The sequence below is a fragment of the Serratia sp. P2ACOL2 genome (assembly GCF_003691565.1).
Lineage (GTDB): Bacteria > Pseudomonadota > Gammaproteobacteria > Enterobacterales > Enterobacteriaceae > Serratia > Serratia liquefaciens.
The window spans coordinates 1,926,346-1,949,129 of the sequence record NZ_CP033162.1 but is presented as its reverse complement, the minus strand read 5'-3'; the positions used below and the strand labels follow the sequence as shown (position 1 = coordinate 1,949,129).

General features: G+C 54.6%; 27 protein-coding genes. 6 read left to right on the top strand and 21 right to left on the bottom strand.

What is annotated here, in order from left to right; translation table 11 throughout:
• Positions 1 to 14: 14 nt before the first annotated feature.
• Positions 15 to 404, bottom strand: coding sequence for a YcfL family protein (locus tag EBA31_RS09570; protein WP_020826356.1), 390 nt, complete (start codon positions 402 to 404; stop codon positions 15 to 17).
• A 12-nt stretch (positions 405 to 416) separates the two neighbouring features.
• On the bottom strand, positions 417 to 767 hold the full coding sequence (gene hinT, locus EBA31_RS09565; RefSeq protein WP_122078600.1) for a purine nucleoside phosphoramidase: 351 nt from the start codon (positions 765 to 767) through the stop codon (positions 417 to 419).
• A gap of 242 nt (positions 768 to 1,009) precedes the next feature.
• On the opposite strand from hinT, the gene EBA31_RS09560 reads away from it, so the two are divergent.
• A complete protein-coding gene (locus EBA31_RS09560) occupies positions 1,010 to 1,915 on the top strand; it encodes an ABC transporter substrate-binding protein (protein WP_122078598.1) in 906 nt (301 codons plus the stop codon).
• Here the strand turns inward: EBA31_RS09560 and EBA31_RS09555 are convergent.
• Positions 1,912 to 2,289: a helix-turn-helix domain-containing protein gene (locus EBA31_RS09555; RefSeq protein WP_075207786.1), complete on the bottom strand. Its 378-nt coding sequence runs from the start codon at positions 2,287 to 2,289 to the stop codon at positions 1,912 to 1,914. The two genes, EBA31_RS09560 and EBA31_RS09555, sit on opposite strands and share 4 nt — an antisense overlap.
• A gap of 99 nt (positions 2,290 to 2,388) precedes the next feature.
• Here EBA31_RS09555 and EBA31_RS09550 point away from each other — a divergent pair, with 99 nt between their 5' ends.
• A complete protein-coding gene (locus tag EBA31_RS09550) occupies positions 2,389 to 3,135 on the top strand; it encodes an SDR family oxidoreductase (RefSeq protein WP_122078596.1) in 747 nt (248 codons plus the stop codon).
• A 56-nt stretch (positions 3,136 to 3,191) separates the two neighbouring features.
• Here the strand turns inward: EBA31_RS09550 and EBA31_RS09545 are convergent, their stop codons facing one another.
• Positions 3,192 to 3,710, bottom strand: coding sequence for a nuclear transport factor 2 family protein (locus tag EBA31_RS09545; protein WP_122078594.1), 519 nt, complete (start codon positions 3,708 to 3,710; stop codon positions 3,192 to 3,194).
• 155 nt (positions 3,711 to 3,865) lie between these two features.
• On the opposite strand from EBA31_RS09545, the gene EBA31_RS09540 reads away from it, so the two are divergent.
• Both EBA31_RS09540 and EBA31_RS09535 read left to right on the top strand, forming a co-directional pair.
• Entirely contained in the window at positions 3,866 to 4,777 is a 912-nt protein-coding gene (locus EBA31_RS09540) for a LysR family transcriptional regulator (protein WP_046373907.1), read from the top strand.
• Between the two features lie 361 nt (positions 4,778 to 5,138).
• Complete coding sequence (locus EBA31_RS09535; RefSeq protein WP_116690748.1) at positions 5,139 to 5,414, top strand: hypothetical protein; 276 nt, start codon at positions 5,139 to 5,141, stop codon at positions 5,412 to 5,414.
• Between the two features lie 49 nt (positions 5,415 to 5,463).
• On the opposite strand, the gene EBA31_RS09530 is transcribed toward EBA31_RS09535, so the two are convergent.
• On the bottom strand, positions 5,464 to 6,768 hold the full coding sequence (locus EBA31_RS09530) for an Nramp family divalent metal transporter (protein WP_020826348.1): 1,305 nt from the start codon (positions 6,766 to 6,768) through the stop codon (positions 5,464 to 5,466).
• 229 nt (positions 6,769 to 6,997) lie between these two features.
• On the opposite strand from EBA31_RS09530, the gene mntR reads away from it, so the two are divergent.
• Entirely contained in the window at positions 6,998 to 7,468 is a 471-nt protein-coding gene (mntR, locus tag EBA31_RS09525; RefSeq protein WP_020826347.1) for a manganese-binding transcriptional regulator MntR, read from the top strand.
• Positions 7,469 to 7,615: 147 nt separating this feature from the next.
• Here mntR and EBA31_RS09520 read toward each other — a convergent pair whose 3' ends face one another.
• From EBA31_RS09520 to yceD, 15 genes are all read right to left on the bottom strand, one after another.
• Positions 7,616 to 8,125, bottom strand: a complete 510-nt coding sequence (locus EBA31_RS09520; RefSeq protein ID WP_020826346.1) for a hypothetical protein — start codon at positions 8,123 to 8,125, stop codon at positions 7,616 to 7,618.
• Positions 8,126 to 8,324: 199 nt separating this feature from the next.
• Positions 8,325 to 9,758, bottom strand: a complete 1,434-nt coding sequence (gene ptsG, locus EBA31_RS09515) for a PTS glucose transporter subunit IIBC (RefSeq protein ID WP_020826345.1) — start codon at positions 9,756 to 9,758, stop codon at positions 8,325 to 8,327.
• A 338-nt stretch (positions 9,759 to 10,096) separates the two neighbouring features.
• Positions 10,097 to 10,873, bottom strand: a complete 777-nt coding sequence (locus tag EBA31_RS09510) for a metal-dependent hydrolase (protein WP_020826344.1) — start codon at positions 10,871 to 10,873, stop codon at positions 10,097 to 10,099.
• A gap of 14 nt (positions 10,874 to 10,887) precedes the next feature.
• On the bottom strand, positions 10,888 to 11,895 hold the full coding sequence (gene holB, locus EBA31_RS09505; RefSeq protein WP_122078592.1) for a DNA polymerase III subunit delta': 1,008 nt from the start codon (positions 11,893 to 11,895) through the stop codon (positions 10,888 to 10,890).
• Complete coding sequence (tmk, locus tag EBA31_RS09500; RefSeq protein WP_020826342.1) at positions 11,895 to 12,530, bottom strand: dTMP kinase; 636 nt, start codon at positions 12,528 to 12,530, stop codon at positions 11,895 to 11,897. Before tmk ends, holB begins: the two co-directional genes overlap by 1 nt.
• A complete protein-coding gene (gene mltG, locus EBA31_RS09495) occupies positions 12,520 to 13,545 on the bottom strand; it encodes an endolytic transglycosylase MltG (RefSeq protein WP_122078590.1) in 1,026 nt (341 codons plus the stop codon). Before mltG ends, tmk begins: the two co-directional genes overlap by 11 nt.
• Positions 13,546 to 13,558: 13 nt before the next feature.
• Complete coding sequence (gene pabC / locus EBA31_RS09490; protein WP_020826340.1) at positions 13,559 to 14,356, bottom strand: aminodeoxychorismate lyase; 798 nt, start codon at positions 14,354 to 14,356, stop codon at positions 13,559 to 13,561.
• Positions 14,357 to 14,527: 171 nt separating this feature from the next.
• Complete coding sequence (gene fabF, locus EBA31_RS09485) at positions 14,528 to 15,769, bottom strand: beta-ketoacyl-ACP synthase II (protein WP_041414447.1); 1,242 nt, start codon at positions 15,767 to 15,769, stop codon at positions 14,528 to 14,530.
• An 82-nt stretch (positions 15,770 to 15,851) separates the two neighbouring features.
• Positions 15,852 to 16,088, bottom strand: a complete 237-nt coding sequence (acpP, locus tag EBA31_RS09480; protein WP_004719003.1) for an acyl carrier protein — start codon at positions 16,086 to 16,088, stop codon at positions 15,852 to 15,854.
• A 154-nt stretch (positions 16,089 to 16,242) separates the two neighbouring features.
• On the bottom strand, positions 16,243 to 16,977 hold the full coding sequence (gene fabG, locus EBA31_RS09475) for a 3-oxoacyl-ACP reductase FabG (RefSeq protein WP_020826338.1): 735 nt from the start codon (positions 16,975 to 16,977) through the stop codon (positions 16,243 to 16,245).
• 11 nt (positions 16,978 to 16,988) lie between these two features.
• Complete coding sequence (gene fabD / locus EBA31_RS09470) at positions 16,989 to 17,918, bottom strand: ACP S-malonyltransferase (RefSeq protein ID WP_020826337.1); 930 nt, start codon at positions 17,916 to 17,918, stop codon at positions 16,989 to 16,991.
• A 16-nt stretch (positions 17,919 to 17,934) separates the two neighbouring features.
• Positions 17,935 to 18,888, bottom strand: a complete 954-nt coding sequence (locus tag EBA31_RS09465; protein ID WP_041414443.1) for a beta-ketoacyl-ACP synthase III — start codon at positions 18,886 to 18,888, stop codon at positions 17,935 to 17,937.
• A gap of 6 nt (positions 18,889 to 18,894) precedes the next feature.
• Entirely contained in the window at positions 18,895 to 19,929 is a 1,035-nt protein-coding gene (gene plsX, locus EBA31_RS09460; protein WP_071827011.1) for a phosphate acyltransferase PlsX, read from the bottom strand.
• 11 nt (positions 19,930 to 19,940) lie between these two features.
• Complete coding sequence (gene rpmF / locus EBA31_RS09455) at positions 19,941 to 20,108, bottom strand: 50S ribosomal protein L32 (RefSeq protein WP_004943042.1); 168 nt, start codon at positions 20,106 to 20,108, stop codon at positions 19,941 to 19,943.
• Positions 20,109 to 20,124: 16 nt separating this feature from the next.
• A complete protein-coding gene (yceD, locus tag EBA31_RS09450; RefSeq protein ID WP_020826334.1) occupies positions 20,125 to 20,646 on the bottom strand; it encodes a 23S rRNA accumulation protein YceD in 522 nt (173 codons plus the stop codon).
• Positions 20,647 to 20,786: 140 nt separating this feature from the next.
• On the opposite strand from yceD, the gene EBA31_RS09445 reads away from it, so the two are divergent.
• Complete coding sequence (locus EBA31_RS09445; protein WP_122080603.1) at positions 20,787 to 21,368, top strand: nucleoside triphosphate pyrophosphatase; 582 nt, start codon at positions 20,787 to 20,789, stop codon at positions 21,366 to 21,368.
• Positions 21,369 to 21,379: 11 nt separating this feature from the next.
• Here EBA31_RS09445 and rluC read toward each other — a convergent pair whose 3' ends face one another.
• Positions 21,380 to 22,342, bottom strand: coding sequence for a 23S rRNA pseudouridine(955/2504/2580) synthase RluC (gene rluC / locus EBA31_RS09440; protein ID WP_020826332.1), 963 nt, complete (start codon positions 22,340 to 22,342; stop codon positions 21,380 to 21,382).
• Positions 22,343 to 22,784: the final 442 nt, after the last annotated feature.

Here is a 22,784-nt window from a genome sequence, read left to right as displayed (position 1 = left end):
ACTGAACCAAGAGTTTACAAGAATAGATACAGACGCACGCGTTTGGCATCGAGGTTGCCGTTAAGCGAGTAAATAGTGGCGTCTGAATTTGGCGCAATAGTGATGGTGCGCGGCGCCTCAAAAGGCCGGATATCCAGCCCCTGATCGTCATACCAGTAAAAACGATAGTGTACCGTTACCGGTGTGGATTGGCTGTTACTGAGTTCCGAGGTAGCCATCACGCGCCCGGAAGCGTCCGAAATCGACGGATTGTCGGCCAGAATGCCCGCGGTCAGCACCGGCGAATCCATCACTACCGTCTGTCGGTCGTTGACCGCGATGCCTTTCGGGCTGCTGCAGCCCATTAAAATAACGGCGGGTAACGCCAGCGCCATCAGACAACGCAGGGATTTGCTATAGCGCATGATTGACCTCGGTTAGCGTGACAGCAGCGGCCCCAATGAACGGCCACCGACCAGATGCAGATGAATATGATAGACCTCTTGGCCGGCATGGCGATTGCAATTGACTATCAGACGGTAGCCATCTTCGGCAATGCCTTCCTGCTCGGCAATTTTTGCCGCGGCGGTGATCATGCGGCCGAGAGCCGCTTCGTGCTCGACAGTCACGTCGTTAATCGTAGGGATCAGCACATTCGGGACGATCAAAATATGGGTCGGAGCCTGAGGTGAAATGTCGCGAAAAGCGGTGACCAGTTCATCCTGGTAGACCACATCAGCAGGGATTTCGCGGCGGATAATTTTACTGAAAATCGTTTCTTCGGCCATCTGGCGTTCCTTGTAGAGGGAAAAAAGCTGTACGCAGTATGAGTGACAAATTCTACTGCTTTCAACCTGATTGCGCACTTTCCGCGTTGAGTGATGCAGAATCAGGCAACCAGCCAGAATAATTACGCCGTTCCGGGCAGCGCATATCCGATTTTTTCACTTTGGTTATTCACTATTGTTGCTTTACTTGGCCGCGGCCGCCGCCAATAGTAACCCTATGATTAGCAACGGATAGAAATAACATGCAATTCAAAACACTGGCGCTGGGGGCGCTGTTGCTGTGCGGCCATGCCGTGGCTGAACCCCAAAGCATTATCGATCTGCAAGCCAACCAACAACATGTGCGAGCGGCGAAGAACCCGTCTGCCATCGCCTTGATCCCAGCCAATTACCCTTTTGCCGTGCCGGGCAAGTTAACCGTCGCGGTGGCGTCTGAAAATTCCCCGCCGCTGGCGCTGTTTGCCGAAGACAATAAAACGCTGATTGGCAGCGACCCGGATATTGCACAACTGGTGGCAGACAGCTTGGGGCTGGAATTAAATCTGGTGCCCACTTCCTGGGAGGATTGGCCACTCGGGATCAGTTCCGGCAAGTATGACGCCGCAATTTTCAATATTGCCGTGACCAAACTGCGCAAAACCAAGTTTGATTTCGCTACCTATCGGGTGGATACGCTGGGTTTTTACGTAAAATCCACCAGTAAAATCAATTCAATCAATCAACCCGCAGACGTTGCCGGGCTGCGAATCATTGTCGGTTCCGGCACCAATCAGGAAAACATCCTGCTCGGCTGGGACAAGCAGAACCGCGCCAACGGCCTGCCGCCGGTGCAACCGATTTATGTCACCGACGACGCTGCCGCCAACCTGAGCATTCAGTCCGGGCGCGTCGACGCCTACTTCGGCCCCCATTCCACCGGAGCCTACAAGGCGGCGCTGACCGGCAAAACCAAAATGGTTGGCATTGGCCCTAACGTGGCCTATGTGGCGGTCACCACTAAAAAAGACAATGGACTGGTGGCGGCCATCAACGCCGCCATCAATGGGGTGATCGTCAGCGGCGAATACGCCCAGGTGCTGGATCGTTGGGGTGAGCACGATGAAAAGGTCCCGCGCTCAGCCATCAATCCGCCGGGTATCGGCGACTAATCCTCAATTAACTGAGGTGCGTGTGTCCGCATCCAGTTAGCCAAAGAGTCGAGCGTCGGGCGCAGCGTTTTGCCCAGCGACGTAATTTGATATTCAACACGCGGCGGGACCTCCGGAAACACCTGCCGCGTGACCAGACCGCGCTGCTCAAACTGTCGCAGTTGGCGCGTCAACTCTTTCTGAGCAATCGGCGCTACCGCACGTTGCAGTTCACTGAAACGCACCGGGCTGTCGATCAAGATCAATCGGTAAAGGATGGGAATCGCCCACTTCCCTGCAACCAGATTCACGAAGTCCACCATCGGACAAGGTTCGCCCGCTGTCGGCAACCCGGCTAAATTTTTTTCCGTAGCAGAAAGCCCAGCTTTGCTCATTTCATCCCTCTTCGCCCGTTAGTATCCAAAAGGTGCCTACTATGCAAAGGATACTATAGCGCAAATAATGGCCTTATCGACAATAAACAGGAGTGGGCTATGTCACGACTACAAGGCAAATACGCGTTGATCACCGGCGGCACCAGCGGCATTGGTTTGGAAACGGCGCGTCAGTTTATCGCCGAGGGGGCCACCGTGGCGATCACCGGCCGCAGCCAAAGCGGCCTCGAAGCAGCGGGAAAAGAACTGGGTGACGTGTTGCTGTTACGCAGCGACGCCGGAGATATCACTGAACAACGTACATTGGCGCAGCAGTTGGCCAACCACTGGCCGCGCCTCGACGTGCTGTATATCAACGCCGGTGACGTCACGCACCATCCTTTGCAGGAGTGGGATGAACAAAGTTATCAGCGACTGATGGACATCAACCTGAAGGGGCCGTTCTTCCTGATCCAGGCGCTGCTGCCACAGCTGGCTAATCCGGCGTCGATTATTTTGTGCGGCTCGGTCAGTGCACATATCGGGCTGCCGTTAAGCAACGTTTACGCCGCCAGCAAGGCCGGGCTGTTATCGCTGGCCCGAACGCTTTCCGGCGAACTGCATCCGCGCGGCATCCGGGTTAACGGCCTCAGCCCCGGCCCGACAGAAACCCCGGCGCTGGGCAAGCTGGGGTTAAATGATGCCGATGAACAGGCCCTGCGCGACGAGATCCGCGCTCTGGTGCCTATCGGCCGCATGGGTACGGCATGGGAGCTGGCAAAGGCGGCAGTCTTCCTGGCATCGGATGAGTCCGCCTTTATGGTGGGCAGTGAGTTGCTGATCGACGGTGGCGTAGGGAATCTTTAGTCGTGTTGATAATCTGAAAATAAAGACCGCTCTCGCGGTCTTTATTTAATAATTACTCAGCCCACTCCCTGAATAGGGTTGGTGTTAAATGTATAAACTACAATTTTCCAATACCCCTGCTGTTTTTCTAAAATAAAGACTTCCCGATTCAAATCAATTAGCGTTGCGCCATCGCTAATTCGACTAACCGTCGCCCCACGGTGATGGTGAGTACGCACATAAGCCATATTGCCGTTAACGCGAACGCTGTCATAGGCGAATTCTGTTTCAAACTTCTCTTTCTTAAATAATTCGTCATATTGCTGGCGGCGTTTTTCGCTAGTGTCCGCGGTTGGCTTTTCATTCCATTGTGAGTAACTCTCACTCGCGAACAACGATAAAATAGTGTTGGTATCACCCGCATTAAGCGCAGTCTGATAGCGATTTATCGTATCGTAAACGGCTTTTTGTTCCGCCGCTATACCAGCATCAGCAGAAACTTTATAACCTTGATGCGCCAGATTATTTTCAGCCGCGTAGGCTTGAGTGAACAAACCTGGCCCCACCAGCAATAAAGCAGCGATTATTTTTTTCATTGAATATCCTTAACATATTATATTTAACCATGCGGTAAATTACGTCATCATTAAACGACAGATGATGAAAATAATTTAATCAACTTCGCACCTGATTGACAGTGGGCAAATTTAAAAATATTCTTTTAAAAATTTAAATAATGGACGTAGCCAAAATGAATGAATTGCACGCCCTGCGCGTTTTCTGTCAGGTAGTGGAAATGGAAGGGTTCAGCCAGGCTGCAACTAAACTGGGTTTATCACCCGCCAGCATCACTTACAGCATTAACCAGCTCGAGAAGCAGTTTCAACAGCCGCTTTTTAAACGCTCAACCCGCCGTTTTTCGCTGACTGCGGCCGGTGAGCGCTGCTATCGTTCGGCGCAAGAGATATTGCAGCAGTTTGATCGACTGAAGAACGATATGTCGGATGAATTTGAACAACCCCGCGGCCCCTTGCGCGTTGAGATTGCCTCGATGCTCAGCAGTATGCATATCGCCCCTGCACTGCCGGCATTTCTGGCACAGTATCCGGAAATACAGCTCAGCGTGTCGGTAAGCGATCGGCTGGTCAATCCGGTAGAGGATCGTGCAGACGTGTTTATTCGAATCGGCGCCAACGATGTTCCGGATATGGTCAGCCGCAAACTATTCCAACCGCACTACCTGTGTTGCGGTTCAAGTGTCTATTTTGACCATTATGGCCGGCCGGAACACCCGCAACAGTTGCAACAACATGTGCGGCTTGGTTTTATCCGCTCAGGTGAAGCAATGGCAGATCCGTGGCAATTTATTCGTAACGAGCAAGTCTATCAACTGTCCCCCAGCCCACTGCTGAGTTTTAATCATTCGCAGTCTTTATGCGAAGTGGCCAAAAACCATCTCGGACTGGTCTATTTGCTGGATTGCACGTTAGAAAGTTACCTGCTGGCGGGGACACTGGAGCCGGTCTTACAGGAATGGGCTCCCGTTGGCGCCCCCGTCAATATCCTTTACCCAAGGTTGCGCGACCGCAGCCATAAAATACGCGTATTCGTCGACTTTATCAGCACGCTTTTTTCCGGGAAGCAAGAAAAGGGAGCGGCGTAATCTGAGGTAAAAAACTCAATGAGATGAGACGGATAACTACGCCAACCCTGCCTTTTCTACCTTAAATGAAAGGTTAGGCCATAAAACTGTTTGCAGGACCCCGAATATTATAAACATGCGAATTATTTCTCATGAAACAGTTTTACATGTCCGCTTAGAAATGAATGATTCCGTTTACATCAACGCCACCGCAGCCGCTGGAAGCCAGGCCTAGACTGTATGAACAGGGCGTATTGCGGATCCCAAACCGCCAGCCGTTAGTAGACTGACTTAAGGCTATCCCTCCCCCCTCAATTGTTTATCACTGATAACGCTATGGCCAAACCACCGTATGCCATACGCATTAAAGGACATTGAGATCATGAAAATGAAAGTCGTTACTCATGCCACACTGGTCATCCTGCCTCTGTTGTTAAGCGGGCTCGCGCGGGCCAACGATCAAACCATTCCCTGGGCGGAAAATACCGGCGGTGTGGAGTCTAATCATATTGCTGCCGTTGGCCAAAACCTGAATGCCGCTCACCAACAGGTCACCAAGACTCAGGAAGGCGTATGGGCGGCAAATACCGGCAGCATCTCCGACGATGAGAAGGCTCTGACCCAGGGACAAAACCCAACGCCAAAAACGACGCCTTAACGGGAGCTCGCCGTTGCCAGGCCGTGACACTGGGTTGCACGGCTTGGTATCAGCCCAGACCGGGAATGGCGACACCGAAGGTTTGCAGCAGCAGCACCATGTTGAGCAGAATAATAATCACCGTACCGATGATCGATACCAGGCTGGTCAGGCGGCTATTCACGAACTCGCCCATGATGTCGCGGCGACGCGTGAACATCACCAGGGCAATCATCGGCGCCGGCAGCGCCAGGCTCAATACGACCTGGCTGTAAACCAGCGCGTCGGTGGCATTAACCCCCAGAGCTACCACGATGAACGCCGGCACCATGGTGACCATGCGGCGTACCCATACCGGGATACGGAAACCGACAAAGCCCTGCATGATCATCTGGCCTGCCATCGTCCCCACTACCGAGCTGGAAATGCCGGAAGCAATCAGCGACATCAGGAAGATACCCGCCGCCGCAGCGCCAAACAGCGGCGTCAGCGTATGGTAGGCGGTGCCAATCTCCGCCACGTCGCTGTTACCGGCATGGAAGGCGCTGGAGGCCATAATCACCATGGCAATATTCACCAGCCCGGCGACAGATAAGGCAATCACCACCTCAATATTGGAAAAGCGCAGCAGTTTACGCCTTTCACCACTGTCACTGGCCGGCGCACGGTGCTGAGTCAGCCCTGAGTGCAGGAAGATGGCATGCGGCATCACCGTGGCGCCGATAATCCCCACCGCGATGGTCAACGCCTGTGCATCCGGCAACTGCGGCGTAACCATGCCCATGCCCGCCGCAGCCCAATCCACCGGTACAATGAACATCTCGACCAGGTAACACAGGGCAATAATCGCGACCAGGCCGCCGATCATCAGCTCTACCGGGCGGAACCCCTTTTTCTCCACCATCAGCAAAGCGTAGGTAATGACCGCGGTCACCCCCATTCCCGGCAACAGCGGCATATGGAACAGCAAGGCAAGCGCTATAGCCCCGCCGAGGAACTCCGCCAGATCGGTTGCCATCGCCGCCACTTCACTGAGCAGCCACATGCCGATCACCACCGGGCGCGAAAATTGATCGCGGCACATCTCTGCCAGATTACGTTGAGTGACGATACCCAACTTGGCCGACAGCGCCTGAAACAGCATGGCGATCAGGTTGGCCATCACTACCACCCATAGCAGGCTATAGCCGTATTTCGAGCCGGCCTGAATATTGGTGGCGAAGTTACCGGGGTCCATATAAGCAATGGAGGCAATCACCGCAGGCCCGGCGAACAGCAGCGGCGTGAATGCGCCACGCTTGCGCCCGGCAAGCGCGTTACCTATCGCCGTATTGGTTCGTTCGGTTAACGATGTGGTGGTTGCCGCATCACGCATGGTTTACCCTCAATCTTTTTCTGGTTATTTTTCACCCAACACTCTCAGCAATGTAGCATCGGCTACACTTTATGCAAAATGGAAGATACTCTACCTTTGTGTACAAATATTTCTAATTTCCACCCAATGCGTCTGGCGAATTGATAATGCGTCGCCTTTGGACTAACGTATGGCGGAACTGCATTAATCTGCAACTCACTGGATTTACGTTTAAAGGACGTCTCAGAATATGGCAACAAGCGCACCAGATGACGCCGACCGCCCCGTTGTGGCCGAAATGCCAGACGAGGCTGAACATGCCCTGCGCTTCACCCGCGCTCGAGAGGCGCAGTCCAATGCGCTGATTGAAGATTATGTCGAGCTGATAGCCGACCTGCTGGTCACCACCCGCGAAGCAAGAACCACCGATATCGCCAAACGTTTCGGTGTGTCGCACCCGACCGCGATCAAGAACATTGCCCGGCTGAAGAGTGCAGGTCTGGTGGAGTCACGGCCTTATCGAGGGGTTTTCCTGACGGAGGAAGGTGAACAACTGGCGCAGAAGGTACGCCGTCGTCATCGGATAGTGGTCGACCTGCTGGTGTGCCTTGGGGTACCGAACGAAACGGCGGAGTTGGACAGCGAAGGGATCGAGCACCACATTTCCAGCGACACTCTGGCGGTGTTTGAACAGTTCCTGCAAAAACACGCGGAAAAATAGCGCCTCCCGGCTCTTGCTTTCTCTTCAGTCTTAAGGACCCCTGGCTGCGCCGGCGGCTTGAGATCCAATAGGTCTTTCACCCAGTGAGAAAACGCTGGGTGAAATGCAGAGGCTGGAATACTCAACTTCTACATTTGACCAGCAGTGCTAAGGGGAAGTCATTGCATACATGACTACCGAACCAAGGGCATTGTTTCTCTTCTCTACAAAGATCTCGTTATCGAACGCATAGTTACCCGCGGGATGACATATTCTTATGTTCGTCCCCAGGTCCGGATCGTCAACATCGGCGCCAGAACAACTTTTCCTGCTACCTTCAGCATAAGAGTAAGCCGCCGTGTAGGTCACGACCGGCCCTGGCAGCAGGTAGGTCATGGTGATTAATGCCATAGCAAAGACAAAGAACAAAACAATGCAGGCCCCGCCATAAAACTTGAGATAATCAATGTGCTTATTGCTTTTTACGGCGCCACGGCCAATAGCGTAAATTGAAATAAACAAAGCCAGTATCATCGCTGCAACGATCATATAGCGCGTTGTCGAGACACTGAGAAAAGTAATGCGGTAAACCTCTCTATGCCACCACATCACTCCATACACCAACCCTAAAAAAGCGATGGTCGCAGAAAAGAGAAAAGGATAAGAATACTTTTTCACGCTCCAAAATCCTTCTGGCAGATCACCTACTCATTGAAGTAAAACCATTATCTTTGTTGGCACTGCCACATGCAATCATCCCGACGGGTTGCACCACGTTGGTAGAAAATGGCCTTCAGAGATTTATTTAAAAGCCGACAAAAAACCAACAAAAAAGGGAGGCTTTCGCCTCCCTTAAAACTCCCCTGCCTGACCTGAATTAATGGTTACGGATGTACTCGTCCATATCCGTTTTCAGGTTGTCAGATTTGGTGCCAAAGATAGCCTGAACACCCGAGCCTGCGACGACAACGCCGGCAGCACCCAGTTTTTTCAAGCCAGCCTGGTCAACCTTGCTCACGTCCGCCACGCTAACGCGCAGTCGAGTGATACAGGCATCCAGGTTGGTGATGTTCTCTTTACCACCGAAAGCCTGAACCAGTGCTGCAGACATTTCAGAACCGCCCTGGGCAACCTGCTCAGAAGCCGTGTCTTCGCGACCTGGTGTTTTCAGATCCAGTTTGGCAATCAGCACGCGGAAGATGGTGTAGTACACCAGACCGTAGATGATACCGACCACTGGGAACAGCCAGATTTTGCTGCTGTTACCGCTCAGTACGATAAAGTCGATCAGACCGTGCGAGAAGCTGGTGCCGTCACGCATCCCCAACAGGATACAGATCGGGAACGCCAGGCCAGCCAGAATGGCGTGGATTGCGTACAGGATCGGCGCAACGAACATGAAGGAGAACTCGATCGGTTCGGTGATACCGGTCAGGAACGAGGTCAGCGCAGCGGAGATCATGATACCGCCGACTTTTGCGCGGTTTTCCGGCTTGGCCGAGTGCCAGATGGCAATCGCAGCAGCAGGCAGACCGTACATTTTGAACAGGAAGCCACCGGACAGTTTACCCGCAGTCGGGTCACCTGCCATATAACGTGGGATGTCGCCGTGGAATACCTGGCCCGCCGCGTTGGTGTATTCACCAATCTGCATCTGGAAAGGTACGTTCCAGATGTGGTGCAGACCAAACGGCACCAGCGCACGTTCAACCACGCCGTAGATACCAAATGCCACTACCGGGTTCTGATACGCAGCCCACTGTGAGAAGGTCTGGATAGCCGTACCGATAGGAGGCCAGATGAAGGACAGCACTACGCCCAGAACGATTGCCGCCAGGCCGGAGATAATCGGCACAAAGCGCTTACCGGCAAAGAAGCCCAGGTATTCCGGCAATTGAATGCGGAAGAAGCGGTTAAACATATAGGCCGCGATGGAGCCGGAGATAATCCCCCCGAGCACACCGGTATCCGCCAGGTGTTTGGCCGCGATCTCTTCAGCCGGCAGGTGCAGCACCAAAGGCGCTACTACTGCCATGGTTTTCACCATGATGCCGTAAGCCACTACTGCGGCTAACGCGGAGACACCGTCGTTATTGGTGAAGCCCAGGGCAACACCGATGGCGAAGATCAGCGGCATGTTGGCGAAAACGGAACCGCCGGCTTCCGCCATCACGTGGGAGACTACCGCAGGTAGCCAGCTAAAGTTGGCGGAACCGACGCCCAGCAGGATACCTGCGATAGGCAATACGGACACCGGCAGCATTAGCGACTTACCTACTTTTTGCAGGTTTGCAAATGCGTTCTTGAACATAGTTGAGTGTGCTCCTGAGTAATAGTGCTTTGCTACTTTCCGCGATTCTTCGCGTTGCAAGGGGGGGAGAAAAAACCCCTGCAATTCAGGGTGTCTGAGCACCCCTTGAATTTTTACGCAGAGTAAAATAAATAGGCTGCGCAATGTTTGATGGCAGTCACGTTTCAATGAACAAAACCGGGTATTTTTCTTAAATCGCCTATTTTTTGTCAAAAAAGAGGAAAAAACGCCCGCACCTCGCCCTAAAACGGGTGGGAACATTACCCGTTTCGGCGATTAATTACGAGCTTAAAAAAAATTCCAGAATCGATGACTACAGCTATAGCCTAGGCCAAAGATCAGAGTTCGATGTGAAATAAGCGTGAAAAGTTGGCGGTAGTGGCTTCGGCCAGCGTTTCCAGGCTCACGCCCTTCAATACCGCCATGTATTCAGCCACATCGCGCACGTAGGCAGGTTGGTTTTCTTTGCCGCGGTGCGGCACCGGAGCCAGATACGGCGAGTCGGTTTCCACCAGAATGCGGTCCAGCGGCACATAGCGCGCCACATCACGCAGCTGCTCGGCGTTGCGGAAGGTCAGGATGCCGGAAAAGGAAATGTAGAACCCCAAGTCCAACAGGGCTTCGGCCGTGGCGCGATCTTCGGTGAAGCAATGCAGTACGCCGCCACAGTCCTGGGCATTTTCTTCCCGCAGGATCGCCAGCGTGTCTTCACGCGCATCACGGGTATGCACAATCACCGGTTTGTTCAGATCGCGACCGATGCGGATATGCTCACGAAACGAGGCTTGCTGCAGTTCAAGATTGTCTTTCTGATAGAAATAATCCAGCCCGGTTTCCCCCAGCGCCACCACCTGCTCTGCCGCCGCTAAACGGCGCAGTTCCGCATAGTCGTAGCCGCCTTCCAGATTGAGCGGATGCACACCGCAGGAGAAAGCCACGTCGTCGCGTTGGCCAATCAACTGCGTCATGGCCTGATAGCCCGGCAAGGTGGTAGCGACCGCCAGCACGTAACCGACATCGCGCGCCTTGGCTTTGGCCAGTGCGTCATCCACGTTTTGGTGCAGGGTTTGGTAATCCAGGCCATCGAGGTGGCAATGAGAATCTACTAACAACATAATATTTAACTCTTTTACAGCGAATGAGGGTGAGAATAGCCGGTAGCGCCGAGCATCTGCTCCCAGCCAAGTAACTGTTCTGTCAGCAGCAGTTCACGGTTAACGCCGACCACGCTGAGCAACTGGTGGCGGCAATTAAGCCATTGTTGCACCACTTGCTGCAGCGAGCTGCTGCTCAAACAGCTGGCCAGTTGGTGCACCAAGGGTTGCTGATCCTGGTTGAGGGCAAAACTCGCCGCCCCCTGCTGCCATTTCATGGCGTCAACCAGCAATGCGCATAACCAGTGTAGCCGCTCGGCGACGTCTTCGTGATTCAACACCGGCAGCAAGGACAGCATGTCATGCTGCGGCAAAGCGGCGCTCAGGGCGGTACACAGCGCGCTACGCTGCTGCCAACGTTCCGGCTGCAACAACTGCTCGGCGGCCAGAGGAGCGCCATCATGCAGACGCAATGCGGCCAGCAGATCGACCTGATTTCCCGACGTCTGTCGGTTTAACCACTGCAGGCTGAGCTGTTCGTCCGGGCTGGCGAGGTGCCAGTACAAACAGCGGCTGCGCAACGTCGCCAACAGGCGGGAAGGCTCACGGCAGCTCAGCAGGAAATAGGTTTTTTCCGGCGGCTCTTCCAATGTTTTCAACAACGCATTGGCAGCCGCCTCGGTCAGCAGCTCCGCCTGCGGCAACCAAATAACCTTGGCTCCGCCCTGCTGAGCATGGGAGTAAAGGATCTCAATCACCTGACGAATGGGCTCCACGCCAAGACTGCTTTTGCCCTTTTCCGGCGTCAGCACATGATAATCCGGATGATTGCCCGCCAGCATTAACCGGCAGCTATGACATTCACCGCAGCTTTTCTCTCCGTTACGGCGCTGGCAAATCAGCCAACGGCTCAGCCCATAGGCCAGTGCTTCTTCGCCATTGCCCGCCGCCGCGTGCAGCAGCAAGGCATGATGACCGCGATCGGCAGCATATTGCCCGACCAACTGCCGGTAAGGGGTATTCAGCCACGGGTACCAGTTCATTACGCGCCTTCCTGCTGCAGCCATTGGCTGACGCTGTGACGAATCGCTGCCGTCACCTGCTCCAGCGATTGGGCCGCGTCAACGGTGACAATGGACTCGTCCTGCGCCGCCAGTTCCAGGTAGCGCGCGCGGGTGCGTTCAAAGAACGGCAGCGCCTCTTGTTCGATGCGATCCAATTCGCCACGTGCGCGGGCACGTTGCAGCCCCACTAACGGCGGCAAATCCAGATACAGCGTCAGGTCCGGGTGAAAATCGCCCAGCACGGTGTCACGCAGCGAGGCCATAAGTTGCTGATCGACACCGCGACCGCCCCCCTGATAGGCCTGAGAAGACAAATCGTGACGATCGCCAACCACCCAGGCACCACGCGCCAACGCAGGTTTGATCACCGTTTCCACCAATTGCACGCGGGCTGCGTACAGCATCAGCACCTCGGCTTTGATGGTCGGCAGCTCACCGTCCACGCCGCGCTTGAACAGGTCGCGCAGCTTTTCTGCCAACGGCGTACCACCAGGTTCACGGGTAAAGACAATATCGTTGATGCCGTGCTGGCGCAGTACGTCGACCACGGTATCGCGAGCGGTAGTTTTGCCCGCGCCCTCAAGCCCTTCGATAACCACAAATTTACTTTTCATTCTTTTCCTTCAGCGCCTGGCGATAGGCGCGCACCGCCTGATTATGGCTGGCCAGGTTAGTGGTAAATTGATGCCCGCCTTTGCCGTCGGCAACAAAGTACAGATAAGGAGTTTTCGCCGGATTGGCGGCGGCGGCCAGCGAAGCCTTGCCAGGCATGGCAATCGGCGTTGGCGGCAGGCCGTTGATCACATAGGTGTTGTACGCCGTCGGCGTTTCCAAATCTTTGCGGGTGATATCGCCATTATAGCTATCGCCCATGCCGTAAATCACCGTTGGGTCGGTCTGTAAACGCATGCCAATGCGCAGGCGGTTAATAAAGACGGAAGCCACCTTGGTGCGTTCTTCCGGCACCGCGGTCTCTTTCTCAATGATCGAGGCCATGGTCAGCAGCTCTTCGGGCGTTTTGTACGGCAGGCTGGTGTCGCGACCTTGCCAGGCATCTTCCATCGCCTTGGTCATTCGCAAATGAGCACGCTTTAACAACGCAATGTCGCTCATGCCCGCCGTGTACAGGTAGGTATCGGGGTACAGGCGTCCTTCAGGATTAGTCCCCTCCGGCAAGCCCAACGCCACGGCAATTTCCGTTTCGCTTTTGCCCGCCAGCGTATGTTTGAGGTATTTGGACTGTTGAAGCACCGCCAGCCAGTCACGCAGGCGAGAGCCTTCGATAAAGCGCGCGCTGAACTGGGCTTCTTTGCCGCTGGCCAGCAGTTTGAGCATCTCGCGCACCGTCATGCCAGGCGTAAAGCGATAGGTACCGGCCTTAAACTCCGCCAGCTGCGGCTCCACACGCAACAGCCACGGGAACCACATTCCGTTGCGGATCAGCTTGTCACGAACCAGCAGCCCTTCCAGCGCTACCCGCCCGGTACCCGCCGGCAGTTTAAAAATGGCTTCCTGCTGGATCGCCAGAGGCGTATCCGCGAAGCGTTCAATCTTCTGATATCCCCACAACAGCAGGCCCAATACCAGAACAACAATAATAGAAACGAACTTCAGCTTTCTTTTCTTCATCAATCAGCCATCGTTAACAGTGTGGGCGCAAAAAATCATAGAGTTGGCGCGAAGAGTAGTGCCAGGATTGCGCGATGTTCACCGGCAGCAATGGCATTAGCGCATTGCTCACCAGCACTTCTTCGGCGTCGGCCAGCGTCTCCAGTGGCTCACTGACGTAATGTAATGAGTACCGGCTGCCCGCGAGCAGCTCAATCACCCGGCGCCGCATCAGTCCAGCCACGCCCGCCTGGCTCAGATCCGGCGTGAAGACCGCTTTTCCCTTTCGCCAGAACAAATTAGCCGCACAGCATTCCACCAGCATACCGGCAGTGTCAAGCACCAGCGCCTCGTCGGCGGCCGTCTGGTCAAGATGCGCGCGGATCAACACCTGCTCCAAACGATTCAGGTGTTTCAACCCCGCCAGCAGCGGATGACGAGCCAGCGTTACCGGGCTAAGCGCCAGGCTGATGCCCTGCTCGCGCCATTGCAAATAGTGCATCGGGTAGGCGCTGCGAGAAACAATCCGCGTGGGATGCTCACATCCTTTTGGACTGTAACCTCGCCCACCGCTGCCGCGCGTCAGTATCGCTTTGACCACGCCCTGCGGGATAGATTCTGCCGCGCGCACCATTTCATATTCCAACGCATCCCAGTCACAGGCAGGCAGCATCAGCCGCTGTGCCGACTGCTGCAGACGTTCGATATGCCAGGGCAGCAGATCAATCTTGCCCTCAACCACTCGTGCGGTAGTGAAACAGCCGTCGCCAAACTGCAAGCCGCGATCGCTTGGCGCCAGCGCATCGTGTTGCTGCCCGTTTATCCAGTACATAGACTTCCCCTGACCGCTTTGGTTTCCACTACAGAATAACAGGCGCCGACGCCATTAGCAGCAGTTGGCCGCTCGACAAAAGCATCGCCTAGCCGGGCCCCGACGGGTCAGCGCCATAAAAAAAGCCCGGTTTAAAAAACCGGGCTTTTTACCGTCCGCCAGCAGAGGTTATTACACCTTGCGGAAGATCAGAGAACCGTTGGTGCCGCCGAAACCGAAGGAGTTACACAGCGTGTACTGCATATCGCTTACCTGGCGTGCTTCGTGCGGAACGAAGTCCAGATCGCAACCTTCATCCGGGTTATCCAGGTTGATGGTTGGCGGAACGGCCTGGTCACGCAATGCCAGTACGGTGAAGATCGACTCAATTGCACCCGCCGCACCTAACAGGTGGCCGGTCATCGATTTGGTTGAGCTGACCATCACGCGCTGCGCATCGCTGCCAAATACCGACTTCACTGCCTGCGTTTCGGCTTTGTCGCCGGCCGGCGTTGAGGTGCCGTGCGCATTGATATAGCCGATTTGTGACGTGGTCACACCGGCATCAAGCAACGCATTTTCCATCGCCAGTGCAGCGCCCGCACCGTTTTCCGGTGGTGACGTCATGTGATAAGCATCGCTGCTCATCCCAAAGCCGACAACTTCAGCATAAATTTTTGCGCCGCGTTTTTTGGCGTGCTCGTACTCTTCCAGCACCATCATGCCGGCACCGTCACCCAGAACAAAACCATCACGGTCCTTGTCCCAAGGGCGGCTGGCTGCCTGCGGATCTTCGTTGCGGGTCGACAACGCGCGTGCTGCGCCAAAGCCGCCGACGCCCAACGGGGTACTGGCTTTTTCTGCCCCACCGGCCAGCATGACGTCAGCATCATTGTAAGCAATGATACGCGCGGCGTGGCCGATGTTGTGCACACCTGAGGTACAGGCGGTGGCGATCGAAATGCTCGGGCCACGCATGCCGTACATGATAGTCAGGTGGCCTGCAATCATGTTTACTATGGTTGACGGCACAAAGAACGGACTGATTTTCCGTGGGCCACCGTTAACCAGTGAACTGTGGTTCTCTTCAATCAAACCCAGGCCGCCAATACCGGAGCCGATAGCGGCGCCAATGCGGCTGGCGTTAGCCTCGGTGATATCCAGTTGTGCGTCCTGCATGGCTTGCATGCCGGCTGCGATACCGTACTGGATGAAGGCGTCCATCTTGCGCGCATCTTTGCGGGAGATGAAATCTTCTGAATTAAAATTCTTTACCAGGCCTGCAAACTTGGTCGCATAGGCAGAGGTATCGAAATGGTCGATCAGGCTGATGCCACTCTGACCGGCAAGAAGAGCGTTCCATGTGGACTCTACCGTATTGCCGACAGGAGACAACATGCCCAGTCCGGTCACAACTACTCGACGCTTAGACACGTTTGTCCTCCAAGGAGGGAAAAATATGACACTAGGGATAGAAAAAACTTAGGCGGTCGAGTGACCGCCTAGATATGTTCTCTTACTGCTGGCTGGCGTTGATGAAATCAATAGCTGCCTGAACAGTAGTGATTTTCTCAGCTTCTTCGTCTGGAATCTCGGTGTCGAACTCTTCTTCCAGAGCCATTACCAGCTCAACGGTGTCAAGAGAATCAGCACCCAGATCTTCAACGAAAGAAGCGTTATTTAAAACTTCTTCCTGTTTAACACCCAACTGCTCAACAATGATTTTCTTAACGCGTTCTTCGATAGTGCTCATACTCTTAAATTTCCTATCAAAACTCGCTTTCGCGATGGTTTTCGTAGTGTATAAAATGTTGAAAAAGATGCAACTAAATCCCGGCTGGTCAAACCACGATTTTACGCTATTTTGCGGTTTTTACCCCAAATAACGCAAATAGTTTTCGCATTTTTTAAATCATGTACATGCCGCCATTGACATGTAACGTTTCACCGGTGATGTAGCCAGCCTCATCAGAGGCTAAAAATGCAACAGCGCTGGCGATTTCTTTAGCATCCCCCAGCCGATTGGCTGGAACTGATGACAAAATGCCTGCGCGTTGATCATCTGTCAACGCCCGTGTCATGTCCGTCTCAATAAAGCCAGGTGCCACGACGTTGACCGTAATGCCACGCGAAGCAACTTCACGTGCCAAAGACTTACTAAAGCCAATCAGACCGGCTTTAGCCGCCGCGTAATTAGCCTGCCCTGCGTTCCCCATGGTACCGACAACGGAACCGATGGTGATGATCCGGCCAAACCGCTTTTTCATCATAGCTCGCATTACCGCTTTTGACAGACGGAATACGGAAGTCAGATTGGTGTTCAGGATATCCTGCCACTCGTCGTCCTTCATACGCATCAGGAGGTTATCACGCGTAATGCCGGCATTATTCACTAAAATGTCGATTTCGCCAAATTCAGCACGAATAGATGCCAGAACGCTGTCGATAGATTGAGCATCGACCACATTCAATGCAAACCCTTTGCCGTTCGCGCCCAGGTAGCTGCTGATAGCCTCAGCGCCGCTTTCACTGGTGGCGGTGCCGATCACTTTAGCGCCGCGTGCCACAAACGTTTCTGCAATAGCCCGGCCAATACCCCGGCTCGCGCCGGTGACCAGAACAACTTTACCTTCGAAGCTCATTGTTTTCCTCTTTATTGTTCAAGCGCCGCTGTCAGGCTGGCAGCGTCATTCACCGCCGCCGCCGTCAGGGTATCAACAATACGTTTAGTCAGACCGGTCAGAACCTTGCCCGGACCAACCTCTAGCAGCGACGTAACGCCCTGTGCTGCCATAAACTCAACGCTCTCGGTCCAACGTACCGGGCTGTACAACTGACGCACCAGCGCGCTGCGGATCGCTTCTGGATCGCTTTCAGCACGCACGTCGACGTTATTTACCACCGGCACCTGCGGAGCGCTGAAGGTGATGTCCTGCAACGCCACGGCCAGTTTGTCTGCAGCCGGCTTCATCAGTGCACAGTGCGAAGGCACGCTCACCGGCAACGGCAGCGCACGCTTGGCGCCAGCCGCTTTACAGGCTGCGCCTGCACGTTCAACCGCTTCTTTATTGCCGGCGATCACCACCTGGCCCGGGGAATTGAAGTTCACCGGGGAAACAACCTGCCCTTGGGCAGACTCTTCACAAGCCTTGGCGATAGCCGCGTTGTCCAGACCAATGATGGCGGACATCGCGCCAGTGCCTTCCGGCACCGCTTCCTGCATCAGTTTGCCGCGCAGCTCAACCAGGCGGATTGCCGCCTGGAAATCCAGCACGCCCGCACAAACCAGCGCCGAGTACTCGCCCAGGCTGTGGCCGGCCATGATGGCAGGCATTTTGCCGCCCTGCTGCTGCCAAACGCGGAAAATCGCCACTGAGGCGGCCAGCAATGCCGGCTGCGTTTGCCAGGTTTTGTTCAGTTCTTCCGCCGGCCCTTGCTGCACCAGTTGCCACAGGTCGTAACCCAGAACGGAAGAGGCTTCGCTGAAAGTCGCTTCAACGATCGGATATTGAGCGGCCAAATCGGCCAGCATGCCCAGGGACTGTGAGCCCTGGCCTGGGAAAACAAAAGCAAATTGCGTCATTTTTTCTTCCTGTTAATCAGAAACGAACCAGCGCCGAGCCCCAGGTAAAGCCGCCGCCGAAGGCTTCCAGCAGCACCAGTTGGCCGCGCTGGATCCGCCCATCGCGCACCGCTTCATCGAGCGCTGCGGGGACCGAGGCGGCAGAGGTGTTACCGTGACGATCAAGCGTCACCACCACTTTATCCATCCCCATACCCAGTTTTTTTGCCGTTGCGCTGATAATGCGCAGGTTGGCCTGGTGCGGCACCAGCCAATCCAGCTGGCTGCGGTCCAAATCATTGGCCTGCAGCGTTTCGTCAACGATGTGAGCCAGTTCGGTAACCGCAACCTTGAAGACTTCATTGCCTGCCATGGTGACATAGGCCGGCTTTTCCTGATCCTGACGATCCTTGAATGGCAACGTCAGCAGGCCGCCGTAGGTGCCGTCCGCATGCAGGTGAGTCGACAGAATGCCCGGCTCTTCAGAAGCGCCCAGCACCACCGCGCCAGCGCCATCACCAAACAGGATGATGGTACCGCGATCGTCAGGATCCAGCGTGCGAGAAAGCACGTCTGCACCAATCACCAGCGCACGCTTCACCGCACCGTTCTTAACGTACTGATCGGCAACGCTCAACGCGTAGGTGAAACCGGCGCAGGCTGCAGCCAGATCGAAAGCCGCACAATCTTTAATCCCGAGCATCTGCTGCACCTGGCAGGCAGAACTTGGGAATGCGTGGCTCGAAGTGGTGGTCGCCACAACGATCAGCCCGATATCTTCTTTAGCCACACCTGCCATTTCCAGCGCTTTTTCAGCAGCATGGAAGCCCATCGTCGCCACGGTTTCATCAGCGGCGGCAATGCGGCGTTCACGGATACCTGTGCGAGTGACGATCCACTCGTCAGAGGTATCCACCATTTTTTCAAGGTCAGCGTTGGTGCGCACTTGTACGGGTAAATAACTCCCCGTACCGAGAATCTTTGTATACATGTACGATCAGTCACTCTTAGGTAATACAGCTTCAAGGCGCGCAGCAATCCTGTCAGGGACTTGCCGCTGCACCGCCTGCACAGCCTGTTCGATTGCAACTGCAAACGCGTGCGGGTTCGCAGCGCCGTGGCTCTTGATTACGGTGCTGCGCAATCCTAACAGACATGCGCCATTATACTGGTCGGGGTTCAGGTGGCCGAACCGCTTTACCACCCGTTTTTGCAACCAACGGCCCAACAATTTTAACCACCACGCCTGCTTGCCACCGTCTCCGGATGATTTCAGCAGCGATAAAAATACTCTTACCACCCCTTCCATGGTTTTCAGGGTGACGTTACCCACAAAGCCGTCGCAGACCATCACATCGGTTTTCCCGGTGAGAAGATCGTTGCCTTCCAGGTAACCAATATAGTTGATTGCCGGAGTATTTTTTAGCACGGCGGCCGCTTCGCGGATATTATCCAGACCTTTGGTTTCTTCTTCACCAATATTCAGCAGCGCCACGCGTGGTTGCGCAATCCCCACCACCTCTTCGGCCATCACCGCGCCCATCACCGCAAACTGCACCAGCATGGTGCTGTCGCATTCGACGTTGGCGCCCAGATCCAGCACCACGGTTTTACCGCCCAGCTGATTCGGGATCACCGTCATCAGCGCCGGACGTTCAATACCGTCCAACGGCTTAATCAGCATCTTCGCCAACCCCATCAGCGCACCGGTATTACCCGCGCTGACACAGCCCTGTGCATCACCGTTTTTGGTCAGTTCCAGCGCAATGCGCATGGAAGTGCCACGGCTGGCACGAATCGCTTGTGAGGGTTTGGCGTCGCCGGCAATCACAGATTCAGCGGGCACGACTTGCAAACGTTCCAGAAGAACCGGATCGGCTTTGGCAAGTAAAGGAGAGAGGGTGTCGGGATTGCCGACCAGCAGAAGATGAAGCTGTAAATTAGAGGCCAGTGCCTGCAATGAAGCAGGCACTGTGACGCAGGGACCGAAGTCCCCGCCCATTGCATCTAACGCCAGGGTTAGACGAGTCAAGGTACCGCTACTTAGCCGATAACCTTGCGACCGCGGTAGAAACCGTCGGCAGTGATGTGGTGACGACGATGAGTTTCACCAGAAGTCGCATCAACAGACAAAGTGGTGGTGGTCAGAGCATCGTGTGAACGACGCATGCCACGTTTGGAACGGGTTGGTTTATTTTGTTGTACGGCCATGGACCTTACTCCTTAATTACTTACGCTTTAAACTGGCTAATACGGCAAATGGGTTTGGTTTCTCCGCCTCTGGAGGCAGTTTGCCAAAGACCATGTCCGCTTCGGACACTTCACAGTGTTCAGATTCATGTACCGGGACGACAGGCAGTGAAAGAATAATTTCGTCTTCAATCATTGCCAGCAGATCAACTTCGCCAAACTCATCGACTTCGATCGGCTCGTACGCCCCCGGTAATGCCTCAGCCTGCTCATCATTGACGACCGGGCTAAAACAATATGTTGTGTGAACATGGTGTTCGAACGGGACTCCGCAGCGTTGGCACATCAGCATTACCTGGACGTCCGCATGCCCTGTTATCACCGCGAGGCGCTGGTTATCAATATCGAAAGATAACGAGACCTCAACATCACTGTCCACACTGACCACAGAGGCAGCAACACGTGTAACCTGCTCAGGCGCATAGGAACCAACATAGTCCAGGCGTTTCTGAGCGGTACGTACCGCATCAATGGTCAAGGGTAATTTTACCTTTTGCATAGGGCGCGCATATTAACTTTGTAACGACTTAGAGTCAAAGAAAAAGGCCGTAAAACGGCACCTTTCACCAATATTCGCTTCCTCAGCGGCGGACAGTTTAAAATGACCTCTCCATTTACGCTATGGTTTACGAAAAAAATATGCAGAGACTACTCCTCGCCTCCACCTCGACCTACCGCAAGATGCTGTTGGAAAAACTGCATCTGCCTTTTACCTGTGACGCGCCGCAGGTCGATGAAATCCCATTGGCCGGGGAAACCGCCGAAGCGCTGGTCTTACGGCTGGCGACGGCGAAAGCCCAGGCATTGGCCATCGCCTATCCTGACCATTTGATTATCGGTTCCGACCAGGTCTGCGTGATCGACGGTGAAATAACCGGGAAACCGCATACCGAAGAGAACGCCTGCGCGCAATTGCGCCAGGCCAGCGGCCAAAGGGTGACGTTTTATACCGGTCTGGCGCTGTACAACAGTCGCAGCCATCACCTGCAGGCGCTTTGCGAGCCCTTCCATGTGCATTTCCGTGCGCTGAGCGACGCAGAAATCAGCGCTTATGTGCGCCTTGAACAGCCGCTCAACTGTGCGGGCAGTTTTAAAAGTGAAGGTCTGGGTATTGCGTTGTTCGATAAACTGGAGGGGCGAGATCCGAATGGGTTGATCGGTCTGCCGCTGATAGCCCTGCTGGAGATGCTGCGGGCTGAAGGCATCAACCCGCTGGTATAAAATACTTTTACTTACTGGCCTTTGGCCTGCTTGCGCAATACCTGCAGGCAGTGGCGCAACTCCTGGTCCATCGGCGCTTCGATACGCATGGTTTCGCCAGTGCCCGGATGTTCGAACCGCAGTGCCGCGGCATGCAAGAACAGGCGTTTGAGCCCGGTACCGGCCAACTGGCGATCGAATTCACGATCGCCATAGCGGTCATCGAAGGCTATCGGGTGCCCTGCGTGCAAGGTGTGAACGCGGATCTGGTGGGTGCGCCCGGTAATCGGGCTCGCCTTTACCAGCGTGGCATGCTCAAAACGTTCCTCTACCTTGAAGCGGGTTTCCGACGGTTTGCCTTCGCTATTGACGCGCACGATACGTTCGCCGCTTTGCAGAATGTTTTTCAGCAACGGTGCCTGCACGGCCTTGCAATGCGACTGCCATTGGCCGCGCACCAGCGCCAGATAATCCTTCTGCATGCCTTTCAGCCGCAATTGCTCATGCAGCGAACGCAGTGCAGAACGTTTTTTCGCCACCAGCAACACGCCGGAAGTATCGCGATCCAGTCGGTGCACCAGCTCCAGGAAACGGGCTTCCGGGCGCAGCGCGCGCAGGCCCTCAATCACGCCAAAGCTCAGGCCGCTGCCACCGTGCACCGCGGTGCCTGAAGGCTTGTTCAGCAGCAGCAAATGATCGTCTTCATACAAAATGCAATCGGCCAGTGCCGCCACTTTGTCCAGCTTGGCGGAAACCGGCGCGTCTTCACGTTCGGCAACGCGGACCGGTGGTACTCGCACCACGTCACCAGCCGCCAGCTTGTATTCAGCCTTGATGCGTCCTTTATTAACCCGTACCTCGCCTTTGCGTACGATGCGGTAAATCATGCTCTTCGGCACGCCTTTCAGGCGAGCAAGCAGAAAGTTGTCGATTCGTTGACCGGCTTCGTCGTCAGAAATCGTGATTAATTGTACTGCAGGAATGTTCGTTTTCATGGAGCGGGATTCTAAATAGAGCGCGTAAATAGCGCCACTTCTTTTTCTGTGCTTAACTGTCTCTCTGACTGCAGGAGAAACCCTGACGGACAATAAGGCAGCAAGCCGGTTTGAACGTTTGCGATTTCTTCCGCAGTTAAGGAAAAGTCACCTTGCTATAACAGTATCAGCAGTGGAATAATGCGTTTACTTTCCACGTTGATTCTCGTTAAACAGGGAAAACGGTGGAATTATAAAATTTGTCTGATGGCGCAAAAACGCAGCAATGGCGTAAGACGTAATGTGAAATCAAACAATTAGCGGGCTGCGGGTTGCAGCTTGGCCGGCAAATGGAATCAGATCTGTCGACGTAAATCAGAGGCTATTCCCCTAGTAAAAGTGCTGTTTTTCACAAAGAAATACAGGCTTACCGAGATAATGCGCCCCTATGCAGGCGACAACC

Coding starts and splice junctions, on each gene's coding strand:
- EBA31_RS09570 (WP_020826356.1), bottom strand. CDS start 404: ATGCGCTATAGCAAATCCCTGCGTTGTCTGATGGCGCTGGCGTTACCC.
- hinT (WP_122078600.1), bottom strand. CDS start 767: ATGGCCGAAGAAACGATTTTCAGTAAAATTATCCGCCGCGAAATCCCT.
- EBA31_RS09560 (WP_122078598.1), top strand. CDS start 1,010: ATGCAATTCAAAACACTGGCGCTGGGGGCGCTGTTGCTGTGCGGCCAT.
- EBA31_RS09555 (WP_075207786.1), bottom strand. CDS start 2,289: ATGAGCAAAGCTGGGCTTTCTGCTACGGAAAAAAATTTAGCCGGGTTG.
- EBA31_RS09550 (WP_122078596.1), top strand. CDS start 2,389: ATGTCACGACTACAAGGCAAATACGCGTTGATCACCGGCGGCACCAGC.
- EBA31_RS09545 (WP_122078594.1), bottom strand. CDS start 3,710: ATGAAAAAAATAATCGCTGCTTTATTGCTGGTGGGGCCAGGTTTGTTC.
- EBA31_RS09540 (WP_046373907.1), top strand. CDS start 3,866: ATGAATGAATTGCACGCCCTGCGCGTTTTCTGTCAGGTAGTGGAAATG.
- EBA31_RS09535 (WP_116690748.1), top strand. CDS start 5,139: ATGAAAATGAAAGTCGTTACTCATGCCACACTGGTCATCCTGCCTCTG.
- EBA31_RS09530 (WP_020826348.1), bottom strand. CDS start 6,768: ATGCGTGATGCGGCAACCACCACATCGTTAACCGAACGAACCAATACG.
- mntR (WP_020826347.1), top strand. CDS start 6,998: ATGGCAACAAGCGCACCAGATGACGCCGACCGCCCCGTTGTGGCCGAA.
- ptsG (WP_020826345.1), bottom strand. CDS start 9,758: ATGTTCAAGAACGCATTTGCAAACCTGCAAAAAGTAGGTAAGTCGCTA.
- EBA31_RS09510 (WP_020826344.1), bottom strand. CDS start 10,873: ATGTTGTTAGTAGATTCTCATTGCCACCTCGATGGCCTGGATTACCAA.
- holB (WP_122078592.1), bottom strand. CDS start 11,895: ATGAACTGGTACCCGTGGCTGAATACCCCTTACCGGCAGTTGGTCGGG.
- tmk (WP_020826342.1), bottom strand. CDS start 12,530: ATGAAAAGTAAATTTGTGGTTATCGAAGGGCTTGAGGGCGCGGGCAAA.
- mltG (WP_122078590.1), bottom strand. CDS start 13,545: ATGAAGAAAAGAAAGCTGAAGTTCGTTTCTATTATTGTTGTTCTGGTA.
- pabC (WP_020826340.1), bottom strand. CDS start 14,356: ATGTACTGGATAAACGGGCAGCAACACGATGCGCTGGCGCCAAGCGAT.
- acpP (WP_004719003.1), bottom strand. CDS start 16,088: ATGAGCACTATCGAAGAACGCGTTAAGAAAATCATTGTTGAGCAGTTG.
- fabG (WP_020826338.1), bottom strand. CDS start 16,977: ATGAGCTTCGAAGGTAAAGTTGTTCTGGTCACCGGCGCGAGCCGGGGT.
- fabD (WP_020826337.1), bottom strand. CDS start 17,918: ATGACGCAATTTGCTTTTGTTTTCCCAGGCCAGGGCTCACAGTCCCTG.
- EBA31_RS09465 (WP_041414443.1), bottom strand. CDS start 18,888: ATGTATACAAAGATTCTCGGTACGGGGAGTTATTTACCCGTACAAGTG.
- rpmF (WP_004943042.1), bottom strand. CDS start 20,108: ATGGCCGTACAACAAAATAAACCAACCCGTTCCAAACGTGGCATGCGT.
- yceD (WP_020826334.1), bottom strand. CDS start 20,646: ATGCAAAAGGTAAAATTACCCTTGACCATTGATGCGGTACGTACCGCT.
- EBA31_RS09445 (WP_122080603.1), top strand. CDS start 20,787: ATGCAGAGACTACTCCTCGCCTCCACCTCGACCTACCGCAAGATGCTG.
- rluC (WP_020826332.1), bottom strand. CDS start 22,342: ATGAAAACGAACATTCCTGCAGTACAATTAATCACGATTTCTGACGAC.